The sequence below is a fragment of the Acinetobacter sp. UBA5984 genome (genome assembly GCF_002429925.1).
Taxonomy (GTDB): domain Bacteria; phylum Pseudomonadota; class Gammaproteobacteria; order Pseudomonadales; family Moraxellaceae; genus Acinetobacter; species Acinetobacter variabilis.
Map to the genome: position 1 here is coordinate 1 of NZ_DJBE01000064.1, position 21,250 is coordinate 21,250.

Here is a 21,250-nt window from a genome sequence, read left to right on the forward strand (position 1 = left end):
ACTTGTATGAATAATATAGAAAATAAAGTTATTGTTATCACAGGTGCAAGTAGTGGTTTAGGTGAAGCTACTGCTCGCTTACTTGCTAAAAAAGGTGCAAAGGTTGTACTTGGTGCTAGACGTACTGAAAAATTAGAGGCTATTGTTCACGACATTCGTACTGAAGGTGGTCAAGCTGAATTTATTGGTATGGATATAACCAAACCACATGAAGTACAAGCACTTATTGAAAAGGCATTAAGCGCATTTGGTCAAATCGATGTATTGGTAAACAATGCTGGATTAATGTCTATTGCACCATTAAGTGAGCTAAAAGTTGATGAATGGGATCGTATGATCGACATTAATATTAAAGGTGTTCTTTATGGTATAGCAGCTACTCTACCTGTTTTCCAAAAACAAAACTTTGGACACTTTATTAATCTCGCATCTGTTGCAGGGATAAAAGTATTTAGTCCAGGAGGTACTGTTTATAGCGGTACTAAGTTTGCTGTAAGAGCCATCTCTGAAGGACTTCGTCATGAAGTTGGGGGAACAATTAGAACGACTACTATTGAGCCTGGTGCAGTTGAGTCAGAACTAAAATTTGGTTCTTCTCATAAAGAAAGTTCAGAGTTTGTTACTGATTTCTACAAACAAGCTATACCAGCTGACTCAGTCGCTCGAGCAATTGCTTATGCAATTGAACAGCCTGCGGATGTAGATATTAATGAAATTGTTTTACGCCCAACGAGCCAAGAGTTTTAATAATTGAATAACAAAAAATGGGAGCACCTTGCTCCCATTTTTACTATATTTTTAAAGTTAAGGACAAATCTATGAAAGCCGTATCGTATGTTATAAATAACCATGATGATTTTAAAAATTCATTGGTAGATATTGAAAAAGCTAAGCCTACGCTTAAGGAGCGTGATGTACTGGTAAAAGTTCAGGCAATTTCTGTGAACCCAGTTGATACCAAAGTGAGAAAAAATTCGTCTGAAGCAAATAATCGTATTTTAGGTTGGGATGCCGTTGGGGAAATTATCGAAGTTGGCTCAAAAGTTACCTCATTTAAAGTAGGAGATTCTGTTTGGTATGCTGGCGATTTAACCCGAGATGGTAGTAATGCTGAGTTTCAAGCAGTCGATGAACGAATTATCAGTCTTAAACCCATTACAGTATCTAATGCAGAAGCAGCAGCATTGCCATTAACTGCAATAACGGCATGGGAAATGCTGTTTGATCGGTTTCAAATTTCAGAAACAGAAATTGGCAGTATTCTAATTATTGGTGGTGCAGGCGGTGTAGGATCTATCGCTATCCAACTCCTAAAAGCAAAAACAAATCTGACCGTTATAGCAACAGCTTCACGTGAAGAAACGAAATCTTGGGTTGAATCACTGGGTGCCGACCATGTCATTGATCATAGCAAAGATTTGAATGCACAAATCGATACACTAGGCATTGAAAAACCAAAATACGTATTCTCTACAAATCATACAGAAACATATATCAAGCAAATAGTTTCTCTGATTGCACCACAAGGCAAGCTTGGATTGATCGATGATCCACAAACATTTGATATTATGCCGTTTAAGACTAAATCTATTTCTATCCATTGGGAGCTGATGTTCACCCGTTCAATGTATGAAACCGATGATATTGAAAAGCAAGGTGATCTATTGCAACAGGTTGCTCAATTAGTTGACCAGCAAAAAATTAGAAGTACCCTCAACCAAAATCTAGGCAAAATTAACGCTGCAAACTTGGAGAAGGCGCATAAGTTACTTGAATCAGGTAAGTCAAAAGGCAAAATTGTACTAGAAAACTTCTAAAACAAATTAAAGGTGAAATAATGACTATTTCAGTAATTGCGAACTTTAAGGCAAAGTCAGATCAAAAAGAGACGTTAGAAGCGCTTTTAAAAAGTGTAATAGAGCCTACGCTTCACGAAGAAGGATGCTTGAAATATGAGCTTTATATTAGCGAAAATGACTCGAGTAGATATTTCTTCTTAGAAGAATGGCGTAGCAGGGAGGATTTAGATATCCATATAGCGTCTGATTATATTCAAAGTTTATTTGGTAATATCCAATCGCTCATTGAATCCAGTGATATTGTAGAAATCAAAAAAATATAGCTGTATTCGAACGTTATGATGAAGTATTCTTCAAATTAACATAGGGACTTGGAAAGCTAACAAAAAATGGGAGCTATAAGCTCCTATTTTTTCTGATTTTTTAATAGTAACCTAGGATTCAACAAATTATGCCCCTAAGGGGAGCCACCCATACCCTGCATTTTGACAATAATGTCATCGTTTAGAGGCAGCAAATTTACGAGCATCAGTCGGTACGACTGGTGATTCATATGATATTGCTTTGGCTGAGACTGTGAATGACTTATACAAAACAGAGGTGATTNNACTGGGTAGATTGGTTCAATAAGGAACGTTTACATAGTGCGTTAGATTATGTGTCACCTTTTGAGTTTGTGGCCTAACTTAAATAAAAAGTCTCCGACAAACCCGGTACGGTTTAATCACATGAATAGTGCTATTTTGTAGTACCAGTATTTCAATATGATGAATCAAGGTGATATTAAAAGGCTCTCCCTTTGTATATAGAAATCAGTCCTTAAAGCTGCTTAATCAACCGTCTAACTTTCGAGGATCATATCAGGTTCGGCGGACACTTACCTGTCTACACATAGAAATTGCACCAATACCAAGTCCATCAGCGACATCTGCAAACTGTTTTTATATCAGGCATTAATTGGCTACAACCTACAGACAATTGGCGTATAAAACGATGTAGGGTTTTAATTTGAGTAAAGACTGGAATCTGGGTGGGTTGACCAGATAAATATTTTCCGTAGCCTTACCCAACGTAATCTGTACATCCAATCTTTTTAATGCCTCGAAGATCACTGCATCAGCGCCTTCTAGAAAGGCTGGTATTATTTTTCCGGTCATTTGGTTTTTTCTTACTTTGGTATAAATACCATAATCCACTTTAATTAGCTCACCTTCTTGAACTAAGTTTCGCAGAGTTCTTTCAATTTAGTCATAATTTGCAATGTCATTAAAATCATTTCGCATAAATAAGTCAGTAAAACTGCTTAACTGGCCGGCATTGTGGCCGGTGTCGGGTTTTCATCATCCAATTTAGGAAGCGAGCAAATTGCGTAAAACATAGTGCAAGATCCCACCTGCCTTAAAGTATTCCACCTCATTCAAGGTATCAATACGACACAACACCTGAAAATGGCTATATGTACCATCGGTATGTTGCACTTCTACATCCAGCATTTGATGCGGATGAATATCATCCGACAATCCTAGAATTGATAGGGTTTCATGCCCGGTCAGGTTCAAGATCTGCCGGTTCTGACCCTCCACAAACTGTAAAGGTAACACCTCCATGCCGACCAGATTAGAACGGTGAATCCGCTCAAAACTTTCAGCAATCACTGCTTTCACCCCCAATAGGTTGGTGCCTTTGGCCGCCCAGTCACGTGAAGAACCGGTGCCATATTCTTTCCCGGCAATAATCACGAGTGGGGTTTGTTCTGCCTGATAGCGCATTGCCGCATCATAAATCGAGAGTTTTTCTGCACTTGGAATATGCAGAGTATTGCCACCTTCCTCCCCACCCAGCATTTCGTTTTTGATGCGGATATTGGCAAAGGTGCCTCGCATCATCACCTCATGGTTGCCACGGCGGGATCCATAAGAGTTAAAGTCTTTTGCATCAACCCCCTGTTGCTGCAAATATCGTCCGGCAGGACTATCTTTTTTGATGTTGCCTGCAGGGGAAATATGGTCCGTCGTGACTGAATCTCCCAATACAGCCAAAATCCGTGCCTGTTTGATCTGCTGAATTGGTCGCACCGGCTGATCAATTTCTGCAAAAAAGGGTGGATGTCGGATATAGGTCGATTGTTCATCCCAAGTATAGGTTTGACTTTGAGGAATCTGGATCGCTTTCCACTTGGCATCACCTTCAAACACTTCCGCATATTCTTTATGGAACATCTCAGTATTCAAGTTCTGCAGTGCGGCATCAATTTCCATCTGTGTCGGCCAAATATCTTTTAAATAAACTGCTTGCCCATCAAAGCCTTCACCTATCGGCTCAGCAGTGAGATCAGTTCGAATATTCCCGACCAAACCATAGGCAACAACCAAGGGGGGAGATGCTAACCAATTGGTTTTCACCAAAGGATGCACTCGTCCTTCAAAGTTACGGTTTCCGGAAAGCACTGAGGCTACATTCAAATCGAAACATTGCACAGCTTCTTCAATCGCTTCAGGTAAAGGTCCCGAATTACCAATACAGGTGGTACAACCATAACCTACCAGGTTATAACCCAGTTGATTCAAATAAGGCGTCAACCCTGCTGCATTGAGATAATCGGTAACCACTTTGGAACCTGGAGCCAGTGAACTTTTCACCCAGGGTTTCCGCTGCAAACCTTTTTCGATTGCCTTTTTGGCCAATAGCCCTGCTGCCAACATGACACTGGGATTCGAAGTGTTAGTACAGGAGGTAATCGCTGAAATCACCACGTCACCATGCTGCAACGGATATTTTTTACCCTCAATCATACAAAAAACATTTTCATGGGGCAGGTTGGCCTGTCTCGCTTCAACAGCCGTACCTCCCCCTCCTTCATTTTCCAGACGCTCTTTTTCTTCTTTGACCGGTTTCAAGGTCAGATCCATGAAGGCATCAAAGGTTCTCGGCACTTGTGACAATAGTACACGATCCTGTGGGCGTTTCGGACCCGCTAGACTGGCTTCTACCGTCGACATATCTAAAGCCAGCGTATCTGTAAAGACGGGTTCATCCCCCGGATTGCGCCATAATCCTTGCAACTTGCTATAAGCCTCTACCAAGGCAATTCTTTCCGGCTGACGTCCTGTTAAACGTAAATAGGAAAGCGTCACCTCATCAACCGGGAAAAAGCCACAGGTAGCGCCATACTCCGGTGCCATATTGGCAATCGTGGCACGGTCCGCCAAGGGTAAATCGGCCAGGCCATCACCATAAAATTCGACAAATTTTCCAACTACGCCTTTTTGGCGCAGCATCTGGGTAATGGTCAGCACCAGATCAGTTGCTGTAATCCCTTCTTTGAGTTTACCGGTAAGCTTAAAGCCGATCACTTCCGGAATCAGCATGGAGATCGGTTGGCCTAGCATGGCCGCTTCCGCCTCAATACCACCTACCCCCCAGCCTAACACGCCTAAGCCATTGATCATGGTGGTATGTGAATCGGTACCGACCAAGGTATCAGGAAAGGCAAAGCGCTGCCCATCGACCTCATTGCTCCAGACCACTTGTGCCAGATATTCCAGATTGACTTGGTGGCAAATCCCGGTTCCTGGCGGCACCACGCGAAACTGATTGAGTGCCGCCTGCCCCCAGCGCAGAAACTGGTAGCGTTCGCCGTTGCGTTGCATCTCAATGGTAACATTCTGCTCAAAAGCTTGCGGGCTGGCAAAGTAATCGACCATCACCGAGTGATCGATGACTAAATCCACCGGTGACAACGGATTAATTTTTTCCGGATCACCGCCGGCTTTGGCCACTGCTGCACGCATTGCAGCAAGATCAACCACTGCAGGAACACCGGTAAAATCCTGCATCAGCACCCGTGCCGGACGATACTGGATTTCCTGTTCTGAAGTTCGGTCGTTAAGCCATCCTGCCAAGGCATGAATATGCTCGGTCTTCACCGTGAGCTGATCTTCAAAACGTAATAAATTTTCCAGCAAGCCCTTTAAAGATTTGGGCAGCCGGGACAGGTCGCCCAACTGCACTTGCAATTTGGATAGGTTGAAAATCTGATAGTGTTCTGAACCGACGGTTAATGTTTCTAAGGTATTAAAACTATTGATATCAGTATACTTGGCCATCTAGCTTCCCTCCTGCTTGAGCTGTTATTTTTATGATCACAGTCAACCACTTCTTTACTTACTGTATGCTAACTGAGCGGTGGGTTTGTTATTATTTATTATCGGATTGCGCTAGCCAGTTAAATGCAAGGCTGCCAGGGCATTTTTCCAGAGAGTTGCCGACATTTCAAATCTGGCATCAACAACGTTTCTGCCCATCCTAAGGACATAAGCTAAATTGACCAGCGTATTACTTTGTTCTGTGTCTATAAACGTCGAAGTCTCTCTAATTCTTCGATTAAATCCAACATCATGGCTACAGCAGTAAAACTTGCATCAAAATCACGCTGTAAACGATACGCTTTTTGTGCACGTGCCACATCATCCACTAAAAAATATAAATCTGATGCATTTACGCGATTCGGCAAAATATCGTATTCAATCAGTTGCAGAATCCATTCAGGACTTTGACCACAAACTTGAGCAAAACTATTTAAATCATAACGTTGTTGCTCATCTACAACTTCTGCCTGTTGGATATCTTCTAAGACCACCTCATAATATTTAACTGTCGTCATAATTTTACTCCTTATGATGATCTCGGCTTAAATTTGGAGAATGCTGCTGCAAATGCTTCATAAGCCTGTTGTTCTTGTTCAGTTTGTGCAGGTGGTTGCACAATATCGAGGATGAGGAATAAATGCCCTGCATCTTTAGCAGGAATCCCCTGATTTTTTAAACGTAATTGTTGACCTGTTTTGGCATTTTTTGGAATTTGAATATTGAGTTGTTTACCATTGGGTAAGCTTGCCGTAATCGATTGTCCAAGTGCTGCTTCCCATGGACTAATCTTCAGATGATGATAGACATCCGCGTTTTCAGCATAAGTTGAATCTGTAGCTTTGTATTGGATTTCAATATACAGATCACCATTTTCCCCCCCATGAATACCCGGTTGCCCCTGTCCGGTTAAACGAATTTTTTGCCCTGCTTTCATGCCTTTTGGAATTTTAATTTTTAAGACTTTACGCTGTACTTCTGCTTGCCCGTACGCATTGATAGTTGGAATCTGTAAAGTGACATTTTGAGTTGCACCATGGAATGCAACATCCAAATCTACTTCTAGAGTCGCGTGTTGATCATCACCTCTATAGGATGCTCGACCCTGATAACGCTGTTCATTGAAACCACCAAAACCGCCACCAAAGCGACCAAACAAGTCTTCAAACCCTGTAAAATCCTGTCCGCCCATATTTGAATAATATTTATGAGCATCCCTACCCTGGCTATTCTGTGGATGGTCTAATTCAAAATCATATTCTGCTTTTTTTTCATCATTACTTAACACATCGTAAGCAATGTTTAACTGTTGCATATGCTCTTCTGCATCAGCTTCTTTACTGACATCGGGATGATATTTTCTGGCAAGTTTACGATAAGCTTTTTTAATTTGCTCAACAGTTGCATCTCGAGGTACACCTAATATTTCATAATAATTCTTGGTCATCTCTGCCCTATTGGTGGTTTATGTTTTATTCATTATTCAATTTTTTTATAGCTAAAAAAACCTTTTAAAGATTTTTCTTGTTATAAATTATTTCTTTTACATAAGAAATAATTCTTTAAAATCATAGGATAATCTATATTTTTCTGACGACAGCCGCTAAATAATCTTGTCTTTTTTGAATTAGCCTGTTCGAAATCATGATTAGGATCAGTCTGCCTTTTGGTAGATAGCGCAAAATGGCTCATTTCAGGCGGTTATTTTTATCCTGCTGATCATGATCATTTTCGCGGCGGCTGGCGCATATGGGGTTGAAAACAAGGCGCAACCGGAAGTCTTTAGCTCCATCCCTGCATCCTGGTTGCCTAGTGATTAAAGATAATGAACAACAACTTACAGCCGAGGATATCCAACATTTAGGACAACGCTTCTGGCGCAAATCTGCTCAGCAGCACGGCCATGGTCTGGGGCTGACATTAACCGCTAACCTGTTAAAACAATATGGTTATCTGCTCTCTTTTAATGCCCGACGGCCCTATGGGCTTCGCATTGAAATCAAGTGCGGCGTGTCTAAGCGTGACCTGCAAGCTTAGGAATATCCAGCCATACGGCTGTTGGAAAATACTGGGGCAGATACTCCTTTAAATATTGAATAGTATCCATCGCAATCGTTTGGTCCTGATGGTCATCAGTATGGTTAAATGCCACAGCATGAAGTGTGACTTTACGCTGTTTGAGTAGCTCCAGGCTCAGTAAAGTATGATTAATACTGCCCAGACGGCCTGAAGTTACCAGAATGACAGGATAATCGTGCGCTGCAATATAATCGATTGTCAGCATGTCCCGGGTCAGCGGCACCATTAATCCGCCTGCCCCTTCAAGCAAAACCCGGTCATAACGCTCGGCCAGTATAGTGGCTGCCTGCTGAATTTTTTCGAAATCGATTGAACGCCGATCCAGTTCAGATGCCAGATGCGGTGAGGCTGGATAGCTAAAAATTTCTGGCATGGTCAGCTTGTCATGATCTTCAGGCAGCAGTCCACACCCCATGATCATCCTGTGCTGCTCAATATCTTCTGAAACATCCACATTGCCAGTTTGAATCAGCTTTTGGGTAATGGTTCGAATCCCCTGTTCATTCCAGCTTCTGGCTAAAAAACCGGTGGCATAGGTCTTACCAATAGCGGTATCAATGCCGCTGACAAAATAGATTTTCAAACTCATAGAGCCTTCCGTGCAATCAGGTAAATGGGATGGTAAGTCAAAGGATAACCCTCTGTTTCCGGGATCTGGAATTGAGCATAATGGTGCTCGAACTGCGCAAGTGAGCTTTTGCTCCAACGAAAACCCTGAGCCGTTGCCTGCACACCGGTAGATTTCATGTGTTTTAACACATCTCTAGGCTGGGCAAAGTTGAGTTGGATCCGTTCTTCATTTGCCATCAGCAGTTCAAAGCCCTGTGCCTGCAAGATATTTGCTACAGTTTCCAGTGGTAAATAATCCAGACCCTGTCCTGTTAATGCTTTAATTTCTTTTAAATTGTCTTCTGCATAACTGGCAAAACAGAAGTATCCTGATGGGTTCAAGGCATTGGCCACTTTTCGGATTAAGGCTGGTAGCTCCTGAATCCACTGCAAGGCTGAACAGGACACCACCAAGTCTAAAGACTGCGGTAATGGCAACTGTTCGATATCGCCTATACCCCAGATGAATTGCTCAGTTTCAGGAAAATGCTGTTTCACTTCAGGATAAAGATCATTTAAAAACAACTGATCAACCTCATAATGCTGTAAAAAAGCATGGCTAAACAGACCTGAACCACAACCAATTTCTAGCGCACGTTGCATATGTGGTTGGGGAATATACTGTTGCATTAAATGAAGTAAATGTTGAGCGACATGGTGCTGTGCTACGGCATGCTGATCATAACTGTGCTGAGCCTGAGCAAATCGTTGTGCAACCAGTGTGTTGTTCATGGCTGATACTGCTCCAGTACACTAAAACAGTGCTGAATTTCCTGATTCTTTATTCCGTGATGCAAACATATCCGCAGTCGTGACGAGTTTTTGGGAACAGTGGGTGGACGTACAGGCAATACATAAAAACCATGATCTTGCAAATAGGCTGCTGAAGCTACGGTCTGATGCGTATCTCCAATAATGACCGGAATAATCTGGGAACTTGACGGACAGTCATAACCCAGATTTTTTACTGCCTGCTGACTGTATTGTGATAATGCAGTTAACGATTGACGTTCTGCCTGTAAGCCCTGTTGATGCTGAAAGATAAAATTTGTCCAAGCCATACAGATGGGAGGTTGGGCCGTACTGAAAATGAGCGGGCGCATTGAATTAATCAAATATTCCTGGATTATCGGTTCGCAGACCAAATAGCCACCAACCGAAGCAAGCGCTTTACCAAAGGTACCTACCAGGAAGTCGATATCCCCTATCACATTGTATTGCTCGGCACAGCCCAGTCCACGTAAACCGCGTACGCCTACCGCATGCGCTTCATCAACATACAGCATGACTTTAGGATGCTGTTTTTTTAGCGCCACCAAAGCAGTTAAATCGGTTTCATCCCCATCCATACTAAAAATGGATTCTGTGACGACAATGATACGTTCAATCGACTCATCTGAATGATATTTCAATAAAAGTTGTGCCAAGTGATCTAAATCATTATGCCGATATCGCACATAATTCGCTTTAGATAAACGGATACCATCAATCATACTGGCATGAACCAGTTTATCAGCAATGATTTGGGTTTTACTGTCTGCAAGCGCAGGTAAAATCCCGATATTCATATGATAGCCGCTATTAAACAGCAGTACCACACGGCCAAAGGCTTGCGACATGTTATGTTCAAGCTGTTCATAAGCGGGAAAATTTCCAGTCAGCAATCGGGAGGAGCTGGCACTCATCTGCCGTTCAGAAACAGGAGTCATATCAAAAAATGCTTCCCGTAAATCCATTTGGCTGGCAAGACCCAGATAATCATTCGATGCCAGATTCAACATGTTTTTGCCGTTGAGTTCAAAATGGGCAGCACTGGTAATGTTGGATTTAAACTCGCGGTATTGCCCTTGTTGCTTTAATACATCAAGTTGCTGTGCAAAATGTTCGAGGTGATTCATGCTGCAAGCTCCAGGTGCTGAATCATAGCGATCATATGTTCCAGCAATGTCTGCAATTCGGCTGTAGAAATAATAAAAGGTGGCATGACATACACCAGTCTGCCAAATGGACGAATCCATACACCACGACGAACACATTCTGCCTGGAATTCAGCCAGATTCACTGCCTGATGCAGCTCAACCACTCCAATTGCCCCAAGCACCCGCACATCTTTGACTACAGGATGCCCATCTAAAACATACAAAGTACTTAATTGCTGTTCAATATGCTGAATATTGGCTTGCCAGTCCTGTGCCAGTAAAAGCTGGATACTTTTTACTGCAACTGCACACGCCAACGGATTGGCCATAAAGGTCGGGCCGTGCATAAAAACACCCGCTTCCCCCCGAGAAATGGTCTCTGCAACCTGCCTAGTGGTGAGCGTAGCAGACAATGTCATATAGCCACCGGTCAGGGCTTTACCTAAACAAAGTATGTCAGGGATGATATCGGCATGCTCATAGGCAAATAGCTTACCAGTGCGTCCAAAACCTGTCGCAATCTCATCCAGAATCAGGAGTATATCGTATTGCTTACACAAAGCTTTGGCTTGGCGTAAGTATTCAGGATGATAAAAACGCATCCCTCCCGCACCCTGAACAATCGGCTCAATAATCATGGCTGCAATCTGCTCATGCTTTTCTGCCAGTAACTGTTTCAGTGGCTGGATATCCTGCTCCTGCCATTCGCCATTGAAGCGACTTTCAGGTGCAGGAACAAAATATCGATTAGGCAGGCTTGAACCGAAGATTTGATGCATACCCGTGACGGGATCGCAAACTGACATCGCGTTCCATGTATCACCATGGTAGCCCGAACGTGTCGTGACAAAATTACTTTTTTCCGGTTGACCTTGGGCATGCCAATATTGCACCGCCATTTTCAAGGCAACTTCTACAGCAACAGAACCGGAATCAGCAAAAAAGACTTTATCAAGCTCAGATGCCGTAATCTCCAGCAGGATTTTCGCAAGTTCAATGGCAGGCTGATGGGTCAATCCGCCAAACATCACGTGTGACATCTTATTCAGCTGCTCAATGGCGGCCTGATTCAGCTCAGGATGACTGTAGCCATGAATCGTACACCACCAGGAGGACATCCCATCAATCAGCGCCCTGCCATCTTCCAGATAGATCTGGGCACCGCTGGCGCTAGCGACCGGATAACATGGCAAGGGGGCAGTCATTGAGGTATAAGGATGCCAAATATGCTCTTGATCAAAAGCGTCAAACACAAAATTCATCCTGAAAAATTGTGGAAATATCGATCTTAGCCTGCTCAGTTGAAAATGCAAATGACTGAACTCTCTATCTTGCTGAAGCAACTGATAAATCATCCAGAAAATCCAGAATAGGTGTTAGCACCAATTCTGTATCGAACAGGATTGCATCATGTGCGGCCTCGATTTCTTTGACTTTGATTAAACTTTGTTGATAAAAGACAGGTTCTATGGAAACTTGGCAAGGAACTAGTGAATCTTGATTTGAAAATATAAACAGTATCTTCGTTGAACAGGTTTTTAATATCTCTACCAAGTCTAATTGCTTTAAAAGATAAAGATGCTTTTCTTGATGATTTAAATCAATTAAAGACAGTTTGGATTGTAAATATTTTACCCGTTGCCGTGCATCCTTCGCTCCCATACAGACGAGATGACAAAAACGTTTCAATGTCGTTAACATGTCTAGTCGGGCGGCCTGGAGAAACTGTTCAAAATCAGTTTCAGGCATTGCTTGTTGCCAATCTTTATTGGCAACAAAACAAGGATTGGACATACAGGCAATGACAGGCTTTGCTACTCGTGTCTGCTGAAAGATTTCATTCGCCAAATATATGGCCAATTGTCCTCCTAAAGACCAGCCTATGAGCACATCATAATCTTGTGCGAGCTTTATCTTTTCCTGCAGGGTCACCGCATCAAAGGGGTCAAAAATATCAGAGATTGCTACTGTATGATCTGTCCTGAGTTTTTCAGAAAATTCTTTCAGGACGGTTGTCCCCAGTCCCCAGCCTGCAATCAATAATATATTCATCTGCTATTCCCTGTGAAAATACATTAGGCCTTCAAGCCATAAAATTTCTCGGCTAAAAATTATTGCTTTTCAAAAAAGCATGAAAATACTTTTAACCAAAAAAGAAAAAAGTGCCTGTCTTAACGCTAATAACCCAACGCCTAGATCTTTGTACGAATAAAGCGACCTAGGCCATGCCCTCTTTATTCACAATTCGGCAAGTTAGCCGATAGCTACAAGAAAAAACTGCTATCTCAGGCTGAAAAACGGGATAGTAAGAATATTCACATCATGACCAGAACATTTAAGCCATATTCATATATAAGACAATCACACATCATGTTGTATCTTACGACTTATGACATACGGTTATGTCTTTAATCTCAAGAATAAATCTCTATACTTGAATAAATAATAATGGCATATGAAATTAATCATAATGCTTTATATTAAAAATAATTTTTATTCTTTCTATACAAAAAATATTATTACTTTAAACTCTGAAAAACAAATATATATTTTTCATACATTATTCATGTAATTATTTCATTAACATCCTAAATTATTACTTTAAATAATTATTTTAATGGAAAAAAATTGGTTAGTAAGGACAAATCAAACTATTACTTTTTTGCCCATGGTCATAGTTATATTTATAGGACTAATTGGCTATGAATGGGTACGTACAGAACTGGTCGGAAGCTGGATTCTTTTAATTGGCTTTATTCTACTGGGACGCTTTTTAAATGTAGTTCAGTCCGTTGTACTGAGTATTGTCATTTTTATTACTCTTTTTATTTATATTTTATTTAATGTCCAGGCTGATAGCATGGATATCAATACTCGCTTCTTGCAGCTTTTTATTCTACCTTTAGCGCCACTTCTACTCAGTATTTACTATGAAATGATGTCGACCAACAGGCAAACCGACAATTTACTAGATACTTATCGTAAAAACCTGACCCATAAAACATTACCTATCAGTACTTATTTCTATACCCAAACTCAAGTTCAGGATATGTTAAATCTGAATCTGATTCCTCAATATGATGAAATTTATATAGAAATTACCAACCACAATTTATTAAGAGATATGTTGCAGGTGGATGAACTAAAACTGTTACAACAAAAAATTATCCATGTGCTGGAAAGTAAGTTCGAAGTTCCTCATTTTTCCTTTACTGATAGCCGGCTCTCGGTCTTGCGCGTAATTATGATTGCCGATCGAGAATCTACTATTTCCAAACAACTGATTGAAAAAATCAAACAGATTGAACTGATTAAAACAGAGATTACTCATTTACCCCATCATCAGGGCCGACCCTCCTTGGAGGAACGCCTATGAGTCATTTTTTGCATGTCTGCGGTCTGGTCGTTTCAGTCAATACACTGCCTGACCCGGTACTGAGTTCTTATTATCAACAATATTATCAATGTGAGCTTAAAACAGCCGATCCGGTTCAGCAGCAAGATTCCTCAGATATTAAGCAAATTCCAGCCTATTTCCCAGCTCCTAGGAAGTTATGGCCGGTATTTAGCTTGGATCAACTACAGTACGAAACTTATCAAACCATGAAAAATCAGGGTATTAAACCGGGTTTAATCATTCCTGAAAATTTCATGAAACCATCAATCTACTTTCAGATCAAACAGGAGGTTTCGGAAGGTGCTATCCCGATTCTTGATCTAAGCAGTATCGAACCAAAGCGTTTTCGCGGACTTGCGACCCTCGCCACCAGTGCAGGTCTACGTCCCATGGCTGCCTATATACAGGATGGCTGGAATCCGAATCTCAAAACTTTACCTGCGGGACTTTACATTGTTCAGGCCAATCCAGGACAACTGCCTTTACCCGCCCGTTTAATTCAATCTGGTCAGCAACAATTTTACACCGCCTACCCACAAACTGCTTTCAATGGTACCGGAATTATCCTGAATCCTCAGGGGCCACTTGCCGAAAATGAAATTGCTTATCCTGAATTGGGAATTTCCTGGACCTTTTTAAATACACGCTTTGACAGCCAACTGAACCGGGTGCATACCAATCCACTCGGCTATGTTTTGCTCTCAGCAGGAATCGTCATCTTGCCATTACACCTGGTGCTCTCGACCCATTACCCTAATTTATTAAGCTTCTGGGGTACCTCAACTTCCTGGGCATCCGTTGTTGTGATCGTTATCTTAATGCTCATCCTCCTGATCACCATGTTATGGCGGAGGTTCAAAAAATCATGAGCATGATCGATATTCTGTTTATTACCGGCTTTATCGGGATCTGGATTCCACAGGCCTTTTGGGCCTGGCTCAGCTTTTCTGCCTGGCGCTATTCGATTCGTGCCAGTCAGGAACTGACCAATTTACCAATACCTGAACGTTGGCCCATGCTGAGTGTGCTGGTGCCGGCATATAACGAAGCACTTGTGATTGAAGATACCTTACGCTCTCTAGCTGCACAGGATTATCCGGCTGAAAGTTATGAAGTACTACTAATTAATGATGCCTCCAAAGACAATACCCAGGAAATTGCCGATCGTATAGCAGCCGAATTTCCAGTCATTCGGGTCATCAATGTGCCTAAAGGTCAAGGTGGTAAAGGTAAATCCAGAACTTTGAATAACGGACTCAAACACGCCCGCGGAGAATTGATTGCGGTTTATGATGCGGACAGTACGCCAGAGCCGGATTGTGTACGGCTGATTGCCCAGACCTTGCTGGCAGATTCTAGTCTGGTCGCAGTGAATGGCAAAGTCCGTACCCGCAACTGGAAAGACAGCCCCCTTAGTACCTTTATCGCTATCGAGTTTATCTATTTTCAGTGGATTTTTCAGGGTGGACGCTGGCTGCGTTTCCGTCTTTCCACCCTAATGGGAACCAATTATGTGATCTGGCGAGATGCACTCGATATTCTAGGGGGATTTGACGAAAAATCCTTAGTCGATGATACCGAAATGAGTTACCGGATTTTTCTAGGACATAAACGGATTAAATGGGTGCCTTATGCCGTAGGCTGGCAACAGGATCCGGGCGACCTGAATATTTTTATCAAACAACGCTCGCGTTGGACTCAAGGTAACTTTTATGTAACCCGTAAATATTTAAGAACAGCGCTCCGGCATCCTTTTCCAATCGGAATGGAGATCGGCAATAATATTATGTGTTACATCATTTTTGTGCCAGCCCTGTTCTTAAGTCATATGACGCTGGTGGTTGGCCTACTCGGTATTGATGGCACCACGATTCCCGGCCCATTTACCTTACTCTTCATTTTGGCGTTTATTCTTTATCTGGTCCAGATCTGGTTCACCCTCAGTCTGGAAAAAGAAGTGCCTAAACGATTTTACTTCTATGCCTTTATTGCCTATTTCACCTATTCACAAATCTTTCTCCTGATTGTCTTTAAAGCTGCCTGGGACATGTTAAAAGGCAAAATCAAAGGTGAAGGAATTACCTGGTACAAGACAGAACGAAAGAAGGAAAAAAAATGATCATGCACATAAAAACAGCTCCTTTGAGATTAATGTCTTCACTTATCTTGGCATTGTCTAGTGCACCTCTCTATGCGGCCATCTGGAAGCTTGATGATGTAGTTGCGCGGCATGTAGAGCAAACTACGCCTTACTTTTTTTATGTTGGAAAAGGTGAAAGCTGGCAGGATGTCCAGTTCAGCAGTCAGTTCAATGTACAGGGTAGCAGTACGGTGATTGTCCGGTATGACAATCAGCTGATTCATCAACAAAATTTGAGTGGTAAAGGCACATTAAATTTTAGCCTCCCCCCTGCCGATAGCGGTTTTCATCGGCTGGATATCAGTATTTTACAAAAACCAGGACCTGGACAAAGTACTGCCAATATTTGTCTTGAATCAAGCAATTTACAGACTACCTTGACTCAACCAAATCTGAGTTATCAATCGCAGCGTAACAGCATGCAGCTGAATCAACTCCCGGATGTCCTGTTCAATAGTCAATTGAACCGACCAGAACCAGTACAGGCACTGCTAGGTTTTAATACGGCAAATTTCCTGGAAGCCACCATGATGAGTAGGCTGGCAACTGCCTGGAATTTTGCGACACCTGTGCAATGGCGGCTAAATACCACTCCTGAATCAGCACCTGATTTCATGATCAATATTCAGCGTTCGGCCGCAAAATTACCCGCAGCCAGGATGAGTCTAAATCAGGTCAACCAGATACCAAGTCTCACGATTGAATACTCTTCAGAATCCCAATTATTGATGGCCGTCAATGCCCTGCTCAATCAGCAATATCTGGCACAACTAAATACTGCAACAGCGAGTTTAAATGGCCCTGTCGCACGACCAAACTGGGCCAGTGTACGCCGTTTTGAAAGCTTGGCTGATCTGGGCATTTCCGATTTCAAACTAGACAATACTCCCAAAAATATTTCACTGGTCTTTCCTGCTGTTTGGGAGGCTACGGATATTTTAAAGGGTCAGCTTAATTTCCGTTCGCAAAGCGGACTCTTACAAGGCTCGACCTTACAGGTTTGGCTCAATGAAGTACTCGCAGGTAGTACCAGTCTGGCAAAACTGGATTCCAGCCCGGTTGAGCGGCAGTTTGAATTTGTAGGTGCAGATTATCCCTATACCAACAGCTTTAACATGACGGTGAGTAATAACCAGTTAAATAGCAATAATTGTCTACCTAATGCGGGTAATGCCTTATGGATTGATGCTAAAAAATCCAAGCTTAGTCTGCCTTACCAGATGAAACAGGGAGTCATCAGCCTGTCTACAGTTTTTGACAAGACTCCTGAAATTGCCATGAATACGCCTGTAGCCACCCCCATCGCGATCAGCCTGGCTCAAGTTGCCAAGAACATGCTGCTCAGTAATGATCCAATTGGTCTGAATATCACCCAGCTGAATCCAAGTACACCTAAAACCATTAATATCCTGCTGAATGCCCAGCGTTATCAATCCGAATTGCAAAAATACAGCCAGATTCTTTACTTACCTACTACGGCAAATGGTAGTTTGATCACCGTCAGAAACGGAAATTTCTGGATTTATAGCGACAACAACCTCGGGGTAGAAAATTTTACCCGCTTCTGGCCGCAAATCCAGCAGAAAATCCCGAACAATACTGCGGCCTTGTTTATTTCTGCCCAAGGGCAAATTACCGTACTTAGTCAAACCGCTATAGAAAAAGCAGAAACCCCGATAATTGAACAGATTTCCATGCGAACTATTGCTATTATTCTAGTGATTGTTGCTGCACTTATTATAGGGCTGCTGTTCTGGCGCAGAACCCGTAAGGCACAAAAAACCAAAGAAGAATAATGATGAAAAAATACCTGATTTTAGGCTTACTGGTGTTACTGGCACTTCCTGCCTTGGCTTTTACTGGCTCTGCGTTTTTTATGGCACGTGCAGATGCTAAAGCGGTAACAGCGCCTAAAATTGAGGGTATTTTCTGGCAGGTTGACCAGATGAGTCACGCCTCCGGTAACTGGCACTTATTAGGCATCGATACCTTAGTCACTCAATGGAGTATTGTAGACGGACGCTCCTTTTTTAAAGAAATCCCCGGAGCCCAATGGCAACATCAGCCGGACTGGAATACGATTGCCGAACAACCCTGGTCCAAGCAGGTTATCTTAGGTCTGGCAGGCATTTTTCAGGAACCTGTGGCACGTGAAAATATTGACCAACTCTTTTTACAATCCCAACAGATTATTGAAACGTCTCTTCCAGTTCAGCCTGCTGCTTATTATTTTCCTGTAGAAGCTGATCCAAGCTGGCATGGAGTTGCCAATCTGGCACGTTATGTTGCCGAATTCCAGCGACCAGTCTGGATCAGCATTTATAGTGCAGACCGCAAATCACGGTTTTTACATTATTGGCTTGAAAGCTGGTTACCTGATAATGCTCAAGTCTTTTTTCAGGATGGCGTCGGTGTGGGCACGCGCAGCCCCGAAGAAGCGGCGGTGATTTATCAAAATCTTAAACATCAGGTTGGGGACAAAAGAGTTGTGATTATTCTCGAAGCTTTCCGGCCTAAACCGGGAGGCGGCTTCCGTGCAGCTTATCCTTGGGAAATTGCAAAACAGTTAAAAGCTTATGCTGGAGAGCGTGTCTATATTTTTGACGGTCCACATTATTTAAATAAAGCCAGTGTGCTCTGGCTTTATTTGTGGATGAAAATCAATTACTAAGCTCTGACTATTAAATCTTGCAGCATCTGTTCCAAAATACGTTCCGAAGCATGACCATCACCAAATGGATTTTCGACTTCTGCATGTTGTCGATAATAGGCTGAATCATCCATGAGACGAGAAAACTCTTGTACGATTTTGGCCTGATTAGTACCGACTAGTATTCCACAACCTGCTTCAACCACTTCCGGACGTTCAGTTACATCCCGCAGTATGAGCACCGGTTTTTGATAGGTGGGGCTTTCTTCCTGAATACCGCCTGAATCGGTCATAATAAAATAGGCTGCACCTAAAACAGCCAGTAAGTCCGGATAATCCAGAGGTTTTAACAAATGTACCTGCGGATGATCCAGAAACTCGCGATAGGCAATTTCATATACCTGCGGATTGAGATGCACAGGCCAGGCAAAATGCAGCTCTGGATAACGGCGACATAGTGCATGGATGGCGGCACAGATATTTTGAATACCTTCACCAAAATTTTCCCGTCGATGTGCGGTCAGCAAGACCAGTTTATCTTGTTCACTTAATTTCAGCCCCATTCGCTCTAACCTTTGCTGAGACTGCTGAGAAGAAGATTGCATTAAATCACGGGCATGATAAATAGCATCAACCACGGTATTACCGGTAATAAAAATCTGCGGGTCTGGAATATTTTCCTGACGCAAGTTTTCTGCAGAACGTCGGGTCGGTGCGAAATGCCAGTGAGCCAAGCGGGAAACCAGTTGCCGGTTTCCTTCTTCCGGAAATGGATGCATCAGATCAAAAGAGCGTAATCCGGCTTCAACATGCGCCAGATGAATATTCAGGTTAAAGGCCACCAGAGCACCTGCAAGTACAGTGGTGGTATCCCCTTGCACTACAATTACATCACATTTCGGCATGTCACGATATACTTGATCCAGTTCGGTCAATGCCTTGCTTAATAGAATATTTAGACTTTTGCCGGGTTGCATGATTTGCAGATGATGATCAATCTTGATTTGGAAAAACTCGATCGCATCCTGTACCAATTCCAGATGCTGACCGGTAAATACCACATTGACTCTAAATCGTGAATCTTGCTGGGCTTTTAAGATGACTGGTGCTAATTTAATCAGCTCAGGGCGGGTACCAAAAATAAAAGAAAGATCAATCGGCATGGTTAAAAGCTCCAGTAATAAGTCAGTTCCACTCGGGTATTATCAAAAGTTCTTTTTCCAGACTCAGGTGCCCCATTTACATATTTGCCATACATCTGTTCAATACGTAGCTTGACCGGGAAGTCTGCAGGTTGCCAGGCTATACCCGGCCCCAACTCTGCCAGGTTATTATAAAATTCGTTATTGGAATCATTAATCGTATGTAACTTCAGATAAGTCTGGATATTGCCTAGTTGATCCCGGTTAAAGTTCCAACCGGTACGCAGGCGCAGGTCGCCAATTACATTATAATCCTCACGTGAATAGCTCGCTGCATTGCCATACAGTTCGGCAAAATACTGAGTTTTCTGGGTAACCGGACTATGACTAGTTTCGGAATCATGCCAATACCATTCCCGATAACCGGTCAAACCAAAATTAATACTTTCTCTGAATTTGTCTCGGTTTAAATCGATTAGATCATAACTTCCGCCGAGTTCCAGATATAGATAGAGCGGCCATTCCCAAGGACGGTAATTTGTTCCAACACCGACAATGGCTGCATTCTGGTCAATAATCTCAGGTCGTGCACCGCCGGTAGATTGGGTATCCCTGTTAATGCTGGCAAAGCCATAAATCTGGCCACGGTTTTCTTCTCCCCAATAACGTCCATAACGGAGCTTCAAGGGTAAGATGGCCGTGTCATAACGTCCTTCAAAAGAAGGAGAAAAATAGATATCGGCAAAGGTATTTTTAGTCTGACCACTTGTTGTTCCATTTAAATTAAGTACGGCCTGTTGGGCTTTTGCTGCAGTCTCAGGATTTGAGGAACTTTGCAGTTTTTTAAATATTTCTAAAGCTTCGGGATTACGCTGAGCAGCATTCAACAGATAGGCTTTTTGCAACAACAATTGTTCATCATCTGGCGTTAATTCAAGAGTTCGATCAATATAAATTAAAGCTTCGGGATTATTATTTTTGCGCATTTCCAGATATGTCCAAGTTTTCCAGACCTTTGGATCTCGCGGTGATTTCTGGCTAATCTGCTGTAAAAGTTGTGTTGCCTGTTCGAGATCCTTTTGTTCAACTTGGTAATATTGTTCCCATAATATATAAGTTTCAGGAAAGGTTTCTGCTTGAATGGAAATACTCAAGAGAAATAGGCAAATACTTGAAATAGTAGGTAATCTTTTCATTTTAATGCATGAATTAGAATATTATAGTTCACACTATAACAGCAATTTATTTTAAGCTTGGAGCGGATGAAATTAAGTTACCAAACTCTCTATTATTTTTATAAAAAAATACAATATGTATAAGAGCTAGAGAGATTTGCTGTAACTATTAGACCTCTTTCATAAATCATTTTT

18 protein-coding genes and 3 pseudogenes are annotated in these 21,250 nt (G+C 42.3%); 11 read left to right on the top strand and 10 right to left on the bottom strand.

What is annotated here, in order from left to right; genetic code table 11:
- Nucleotides 1-6 precede the first annotated feature (6 nt).
- The 4 genes and pseudogenes from B3J29_RS10670 to B3J29_RS10685 form a co-directional block, all read left to right on the top strand.
- Nucleotides 7-747: an SDR family oxidoreductase gene (locus tag B3J29_RS10670; protein WP_004812130.1), complete on the top strand. Its 741-nt coding sequence runs from the start codon at nt 7-9 to the stop codon at nt 745-747.
- Between the two features lie 71 nt (nt 748-818).
- Nucleotides 819-1,817 (top strand): zinc-binding alcohol dehydrogenase family protein, encoded by a 999-nt coding sequence (locus B3J29_RS10675; protein WP_004812129.1) that lies wholly within the window; start codon nt 819-821, stop codon nt 1,815-1,817.
- Between the two features lie 20 nt (nt 1,818-1,837).
- The gene (locus tag B3J29_RS10680) at nt 1,838-2,122 is read left to right on the top strand and encodes a putative quinol monooxygenase (RefSeq protein WP_004281848.1); all 285 of its coding nucleotides are present in this window, start codon (nt 1,838-1,840) and stop codon (nt 2,120-2,122) included.
- A 175-nt stretch (nt 2,123-2,297) separates the two neighbouring features.
- Nucleotides 2,298-2,484: pseudogene (locus B3J29_RS10685) on the top strand (IS3 family transposase); the annotation flags it as partial.
- Between the two features lie 664 nt (nt 2,485-3,148).
- Here B3J29_RS10685 and acnA read toward each other — a convergent pair.
- The 3 genes from acnA to B3J29_RS10700 form a co-directional block, all read right to left on the bottom strand.
- Nucleotides 3,149-5,905: an aconitate hydratase AcnA gene (gene acnA, locus B3J29_RS10690; protein WP_004812125.1), complete on the bottom strand. Its 2,757-nt coding sequence runs from the start codon at nt 5,903-5,905 to the stop codon at nt 3,149-3,151.
- A gap of 245 nt (nt 5,906-6,150) precedes the next feature.
- Nucleotides 6,151-6,462, bottom strand: coding sequence for a chaperone modulator CbpM (locus tag B3J29_RS10695; protein ID WP_004812124.1), 312 nt, complete (start codon nt 6,460-6,462; stop codon nt 6,151-6,153).
- 11 nt (nt 6,463-6,473) lie between these two features.
- Nucleotides 6,474-7,391: a DnaJ C-terminal domain-containing protein gene (locus B3J29_RS10700; protein ID WP_004812122.1), complete on the bottom strand. Its 918-nt coding sequence runs from the start codon at nt 7,389-7,391 to the stop codon at nt 6,474-6,476.
- A gap of 232 nt (nt 7,392-7,623) precedes the next feature.
- Between B3J29_RS10700 and B3J29_RS10705 the strand changes: the two are divergent.
- Nucleotides 7,624-7,746: pseudogene (locus B3J29_RS10705) on the top strand (ion transporter); the annotation flags it as partial.
- Nucleotides 7,736-7,981 (top strand): annotated as a pseudogene (locus tag B3J29_RS10710) (ATP-binding protein); the annotation flags it as partial. The pseudogenes B3J29_RS10705 and B3J29_RS10710, both read left to right, overlap by 11 nt.
- On the opposite strand, the gene bioD reads toward B3J29_RS10710, so the two are convergent.
- The 5 genes from bioD to B3J29_RS10735 all read right to left on the bottom strand — a co-directional run bounded on the left by bioD (nt 7,959) and on the right by B3J29_RS10735 (nt 12,603).
- Complete coding sequence (bioD, locus tag B3J29_RS10715; RefSeq protein WP_004780106.1) at nt 7,959-8,612, bottom strand: dethiobiotin synthase; 654 nt, start codon at nt 8,610-8,612, stop codon at nt 7,959-7,961. The pseudogene B3J29_RS10710 and the gene bioD overlap by 23 nt on opposite strands.
- The gene (bioC, locus tag B3J29_RS10720) at nt 8,609-9,364 is read right to left on the bottom strand and encodes a malonyl-ACP O-methyltransferase BioC (protein WP_004812119.1); all 756 of its coding nucleotides are present in this window, start codon (nt 9,362-9,364) and stop codon (nt 8,609-8,611) included. Before bioC ends, bioD begins: the two co-directional genes overlap by 4 nt.
- Nucleotides 9,361-10,530 (bottom strand): 8-amino-7-oxononanoate synthase, encoded by a 1,170-nt coding sequence (locus B3J29_RS10725; RefSeq protein ID WP_004812117.1) that lies wholly within the window; start codon nt 10,528-10,530, stop codon nt 9,361-9,363. Before B3J29_RS10725 ends, bioC begins: the two co-directional genes overlap by 4 nt.
- On the bottom strand, nt 10,527-11,804 hold the full coding sequence (gene bioA / locus B3J29_RS10730) for an adenosylmethionine--8-amino-7-oxononanoate transaminase (RefSeq protein ID WP_034424591.1): 1,278 nt from the start codon (nt 11,802-11,804) through the stop codon (nt 10,527-10,529). The genes B3J29_RS10725 and bioA overlap by 4 nt, the downstream gene beginning before the upstream one ends.
- A gap of 73 nt (nt 11,805-11,877) precedes the next feature.
- Complete coding sequence (locus tag B3J29_RS10735; protein ID WP_004812113.1) at nt 11,878-12,603, bottom strand: hypothetical protein; 726 nt, start codon at nt 12,601-12,603, stop codon at nt 11,878-11,880.
- Nucleotides 12,604-13,168: 565 nt separating this feature from the next.
- Between B3J29_RS10735 and B3J29_RS10740 the strand changes: the two genes are divergently transcribed.
- From B3J29_RS10740 to B3J29_RS10760, 5 genes are read left to right on the top strand one after another with little or no spacing between them, the layout of a single operon-like run.
- Nucleotides 13,169-13,927 (top strand): hypothetical protein, encoded by a 759-nt coding sequence (locus B3J29_RS10740; protein ID WP_004812110.1) that lies wholly within the window; start codon nt 13,169-13,171, stop codon nt 13,925-13,927.
- Nucleotides 13,924-14,817: a hypothetical protein gene (locus B3J29_RS10745; protein ID WP_004812108.1), complete on the top strand. Its 894-nt coding sequence runs from the start codon at nt 13,924-13,926 to the stop codon at nt 14,815-14,817. The genes B3J29_RS10740 and B3J29_RS10745 overlap by 4 nt, the downstream gene beginning before the upstream one ends.
- Complete coding sequence (locus B3J29_RS10750; RefSeq protein ID WP_004812106.1) at nt 14,814-16,067, top strand: glycosyltransferase family 2 protein; 1,254 nt, start codon at nt 14,814-14,816, stop codon at nt 16,065-16,067. Before B3J29_RS10745 ends, B3J29_RS10750 begins: the two co-directional genes overlap by 4 nt.
- Nucleotides 16,064-17,884, top strand: a complete 1,821-nt coding sequence (locus B3J29_RS10755) for a hypothetical protein (protein WP_004812104.1) — start codon at nt 16,064-16,066, stop codon at nt 17,882-17,884. Before B3J29_RS10750 ends, B3J29_RS10755 begins: the two co-directional genes overlap by 4 nt.
- Entirely contained in the window at nt 17,884-18,759 is an 876-nt protein-coding gene (locus B3J29_RS10760) for a hypothetical protein (RefSeq protein ID WP_004812102.1), read from the top strand. Before B3J29_RS10755 ends, B3J29_RS10760 begins: the two co-directional genes overlap by 1 nt.
- On the opposite strand, the gene wecB is transcribed toward B3J29_RS10760, so the two are convergent.
- Both wecB and B3J29_RS10770 read right to left on the bottom strand, forming a co-directional pair.
- Nucleotides 18,756-19,901, bottom strand: coding sequence for a non-hydrolyzing UDP-N-acetylglucosamine 2-epimerase (gene wecB / locus B3J29_RS10765; protein ID WP_104427058.1), 1,146 nt, complete (start codon nt 19,899-19,901; stop codon nt 18,756-18,758). The genes B3J29_RS10760 and wecB overlap by 4 nt on opposite strands.
- Before the next feature lie 2 nt (nt 19,902-19,903).
- Nucleotides 19,904-21,076 carry a tetratricopeptide repeat protein gene (locus tag B3J29_RS10770; protein ID WP_104427059.1) on the bottom strand — a complete coding sequence of 391 codons (1,173 nt, stop codon included), beginning with the start codon at nt 21,074-21,076 and terminating at the stop codon, nt 19,904-19,906.
- Between the last annotated feature and the right edge of the window lie 174 nt (nt 21,077-21,250).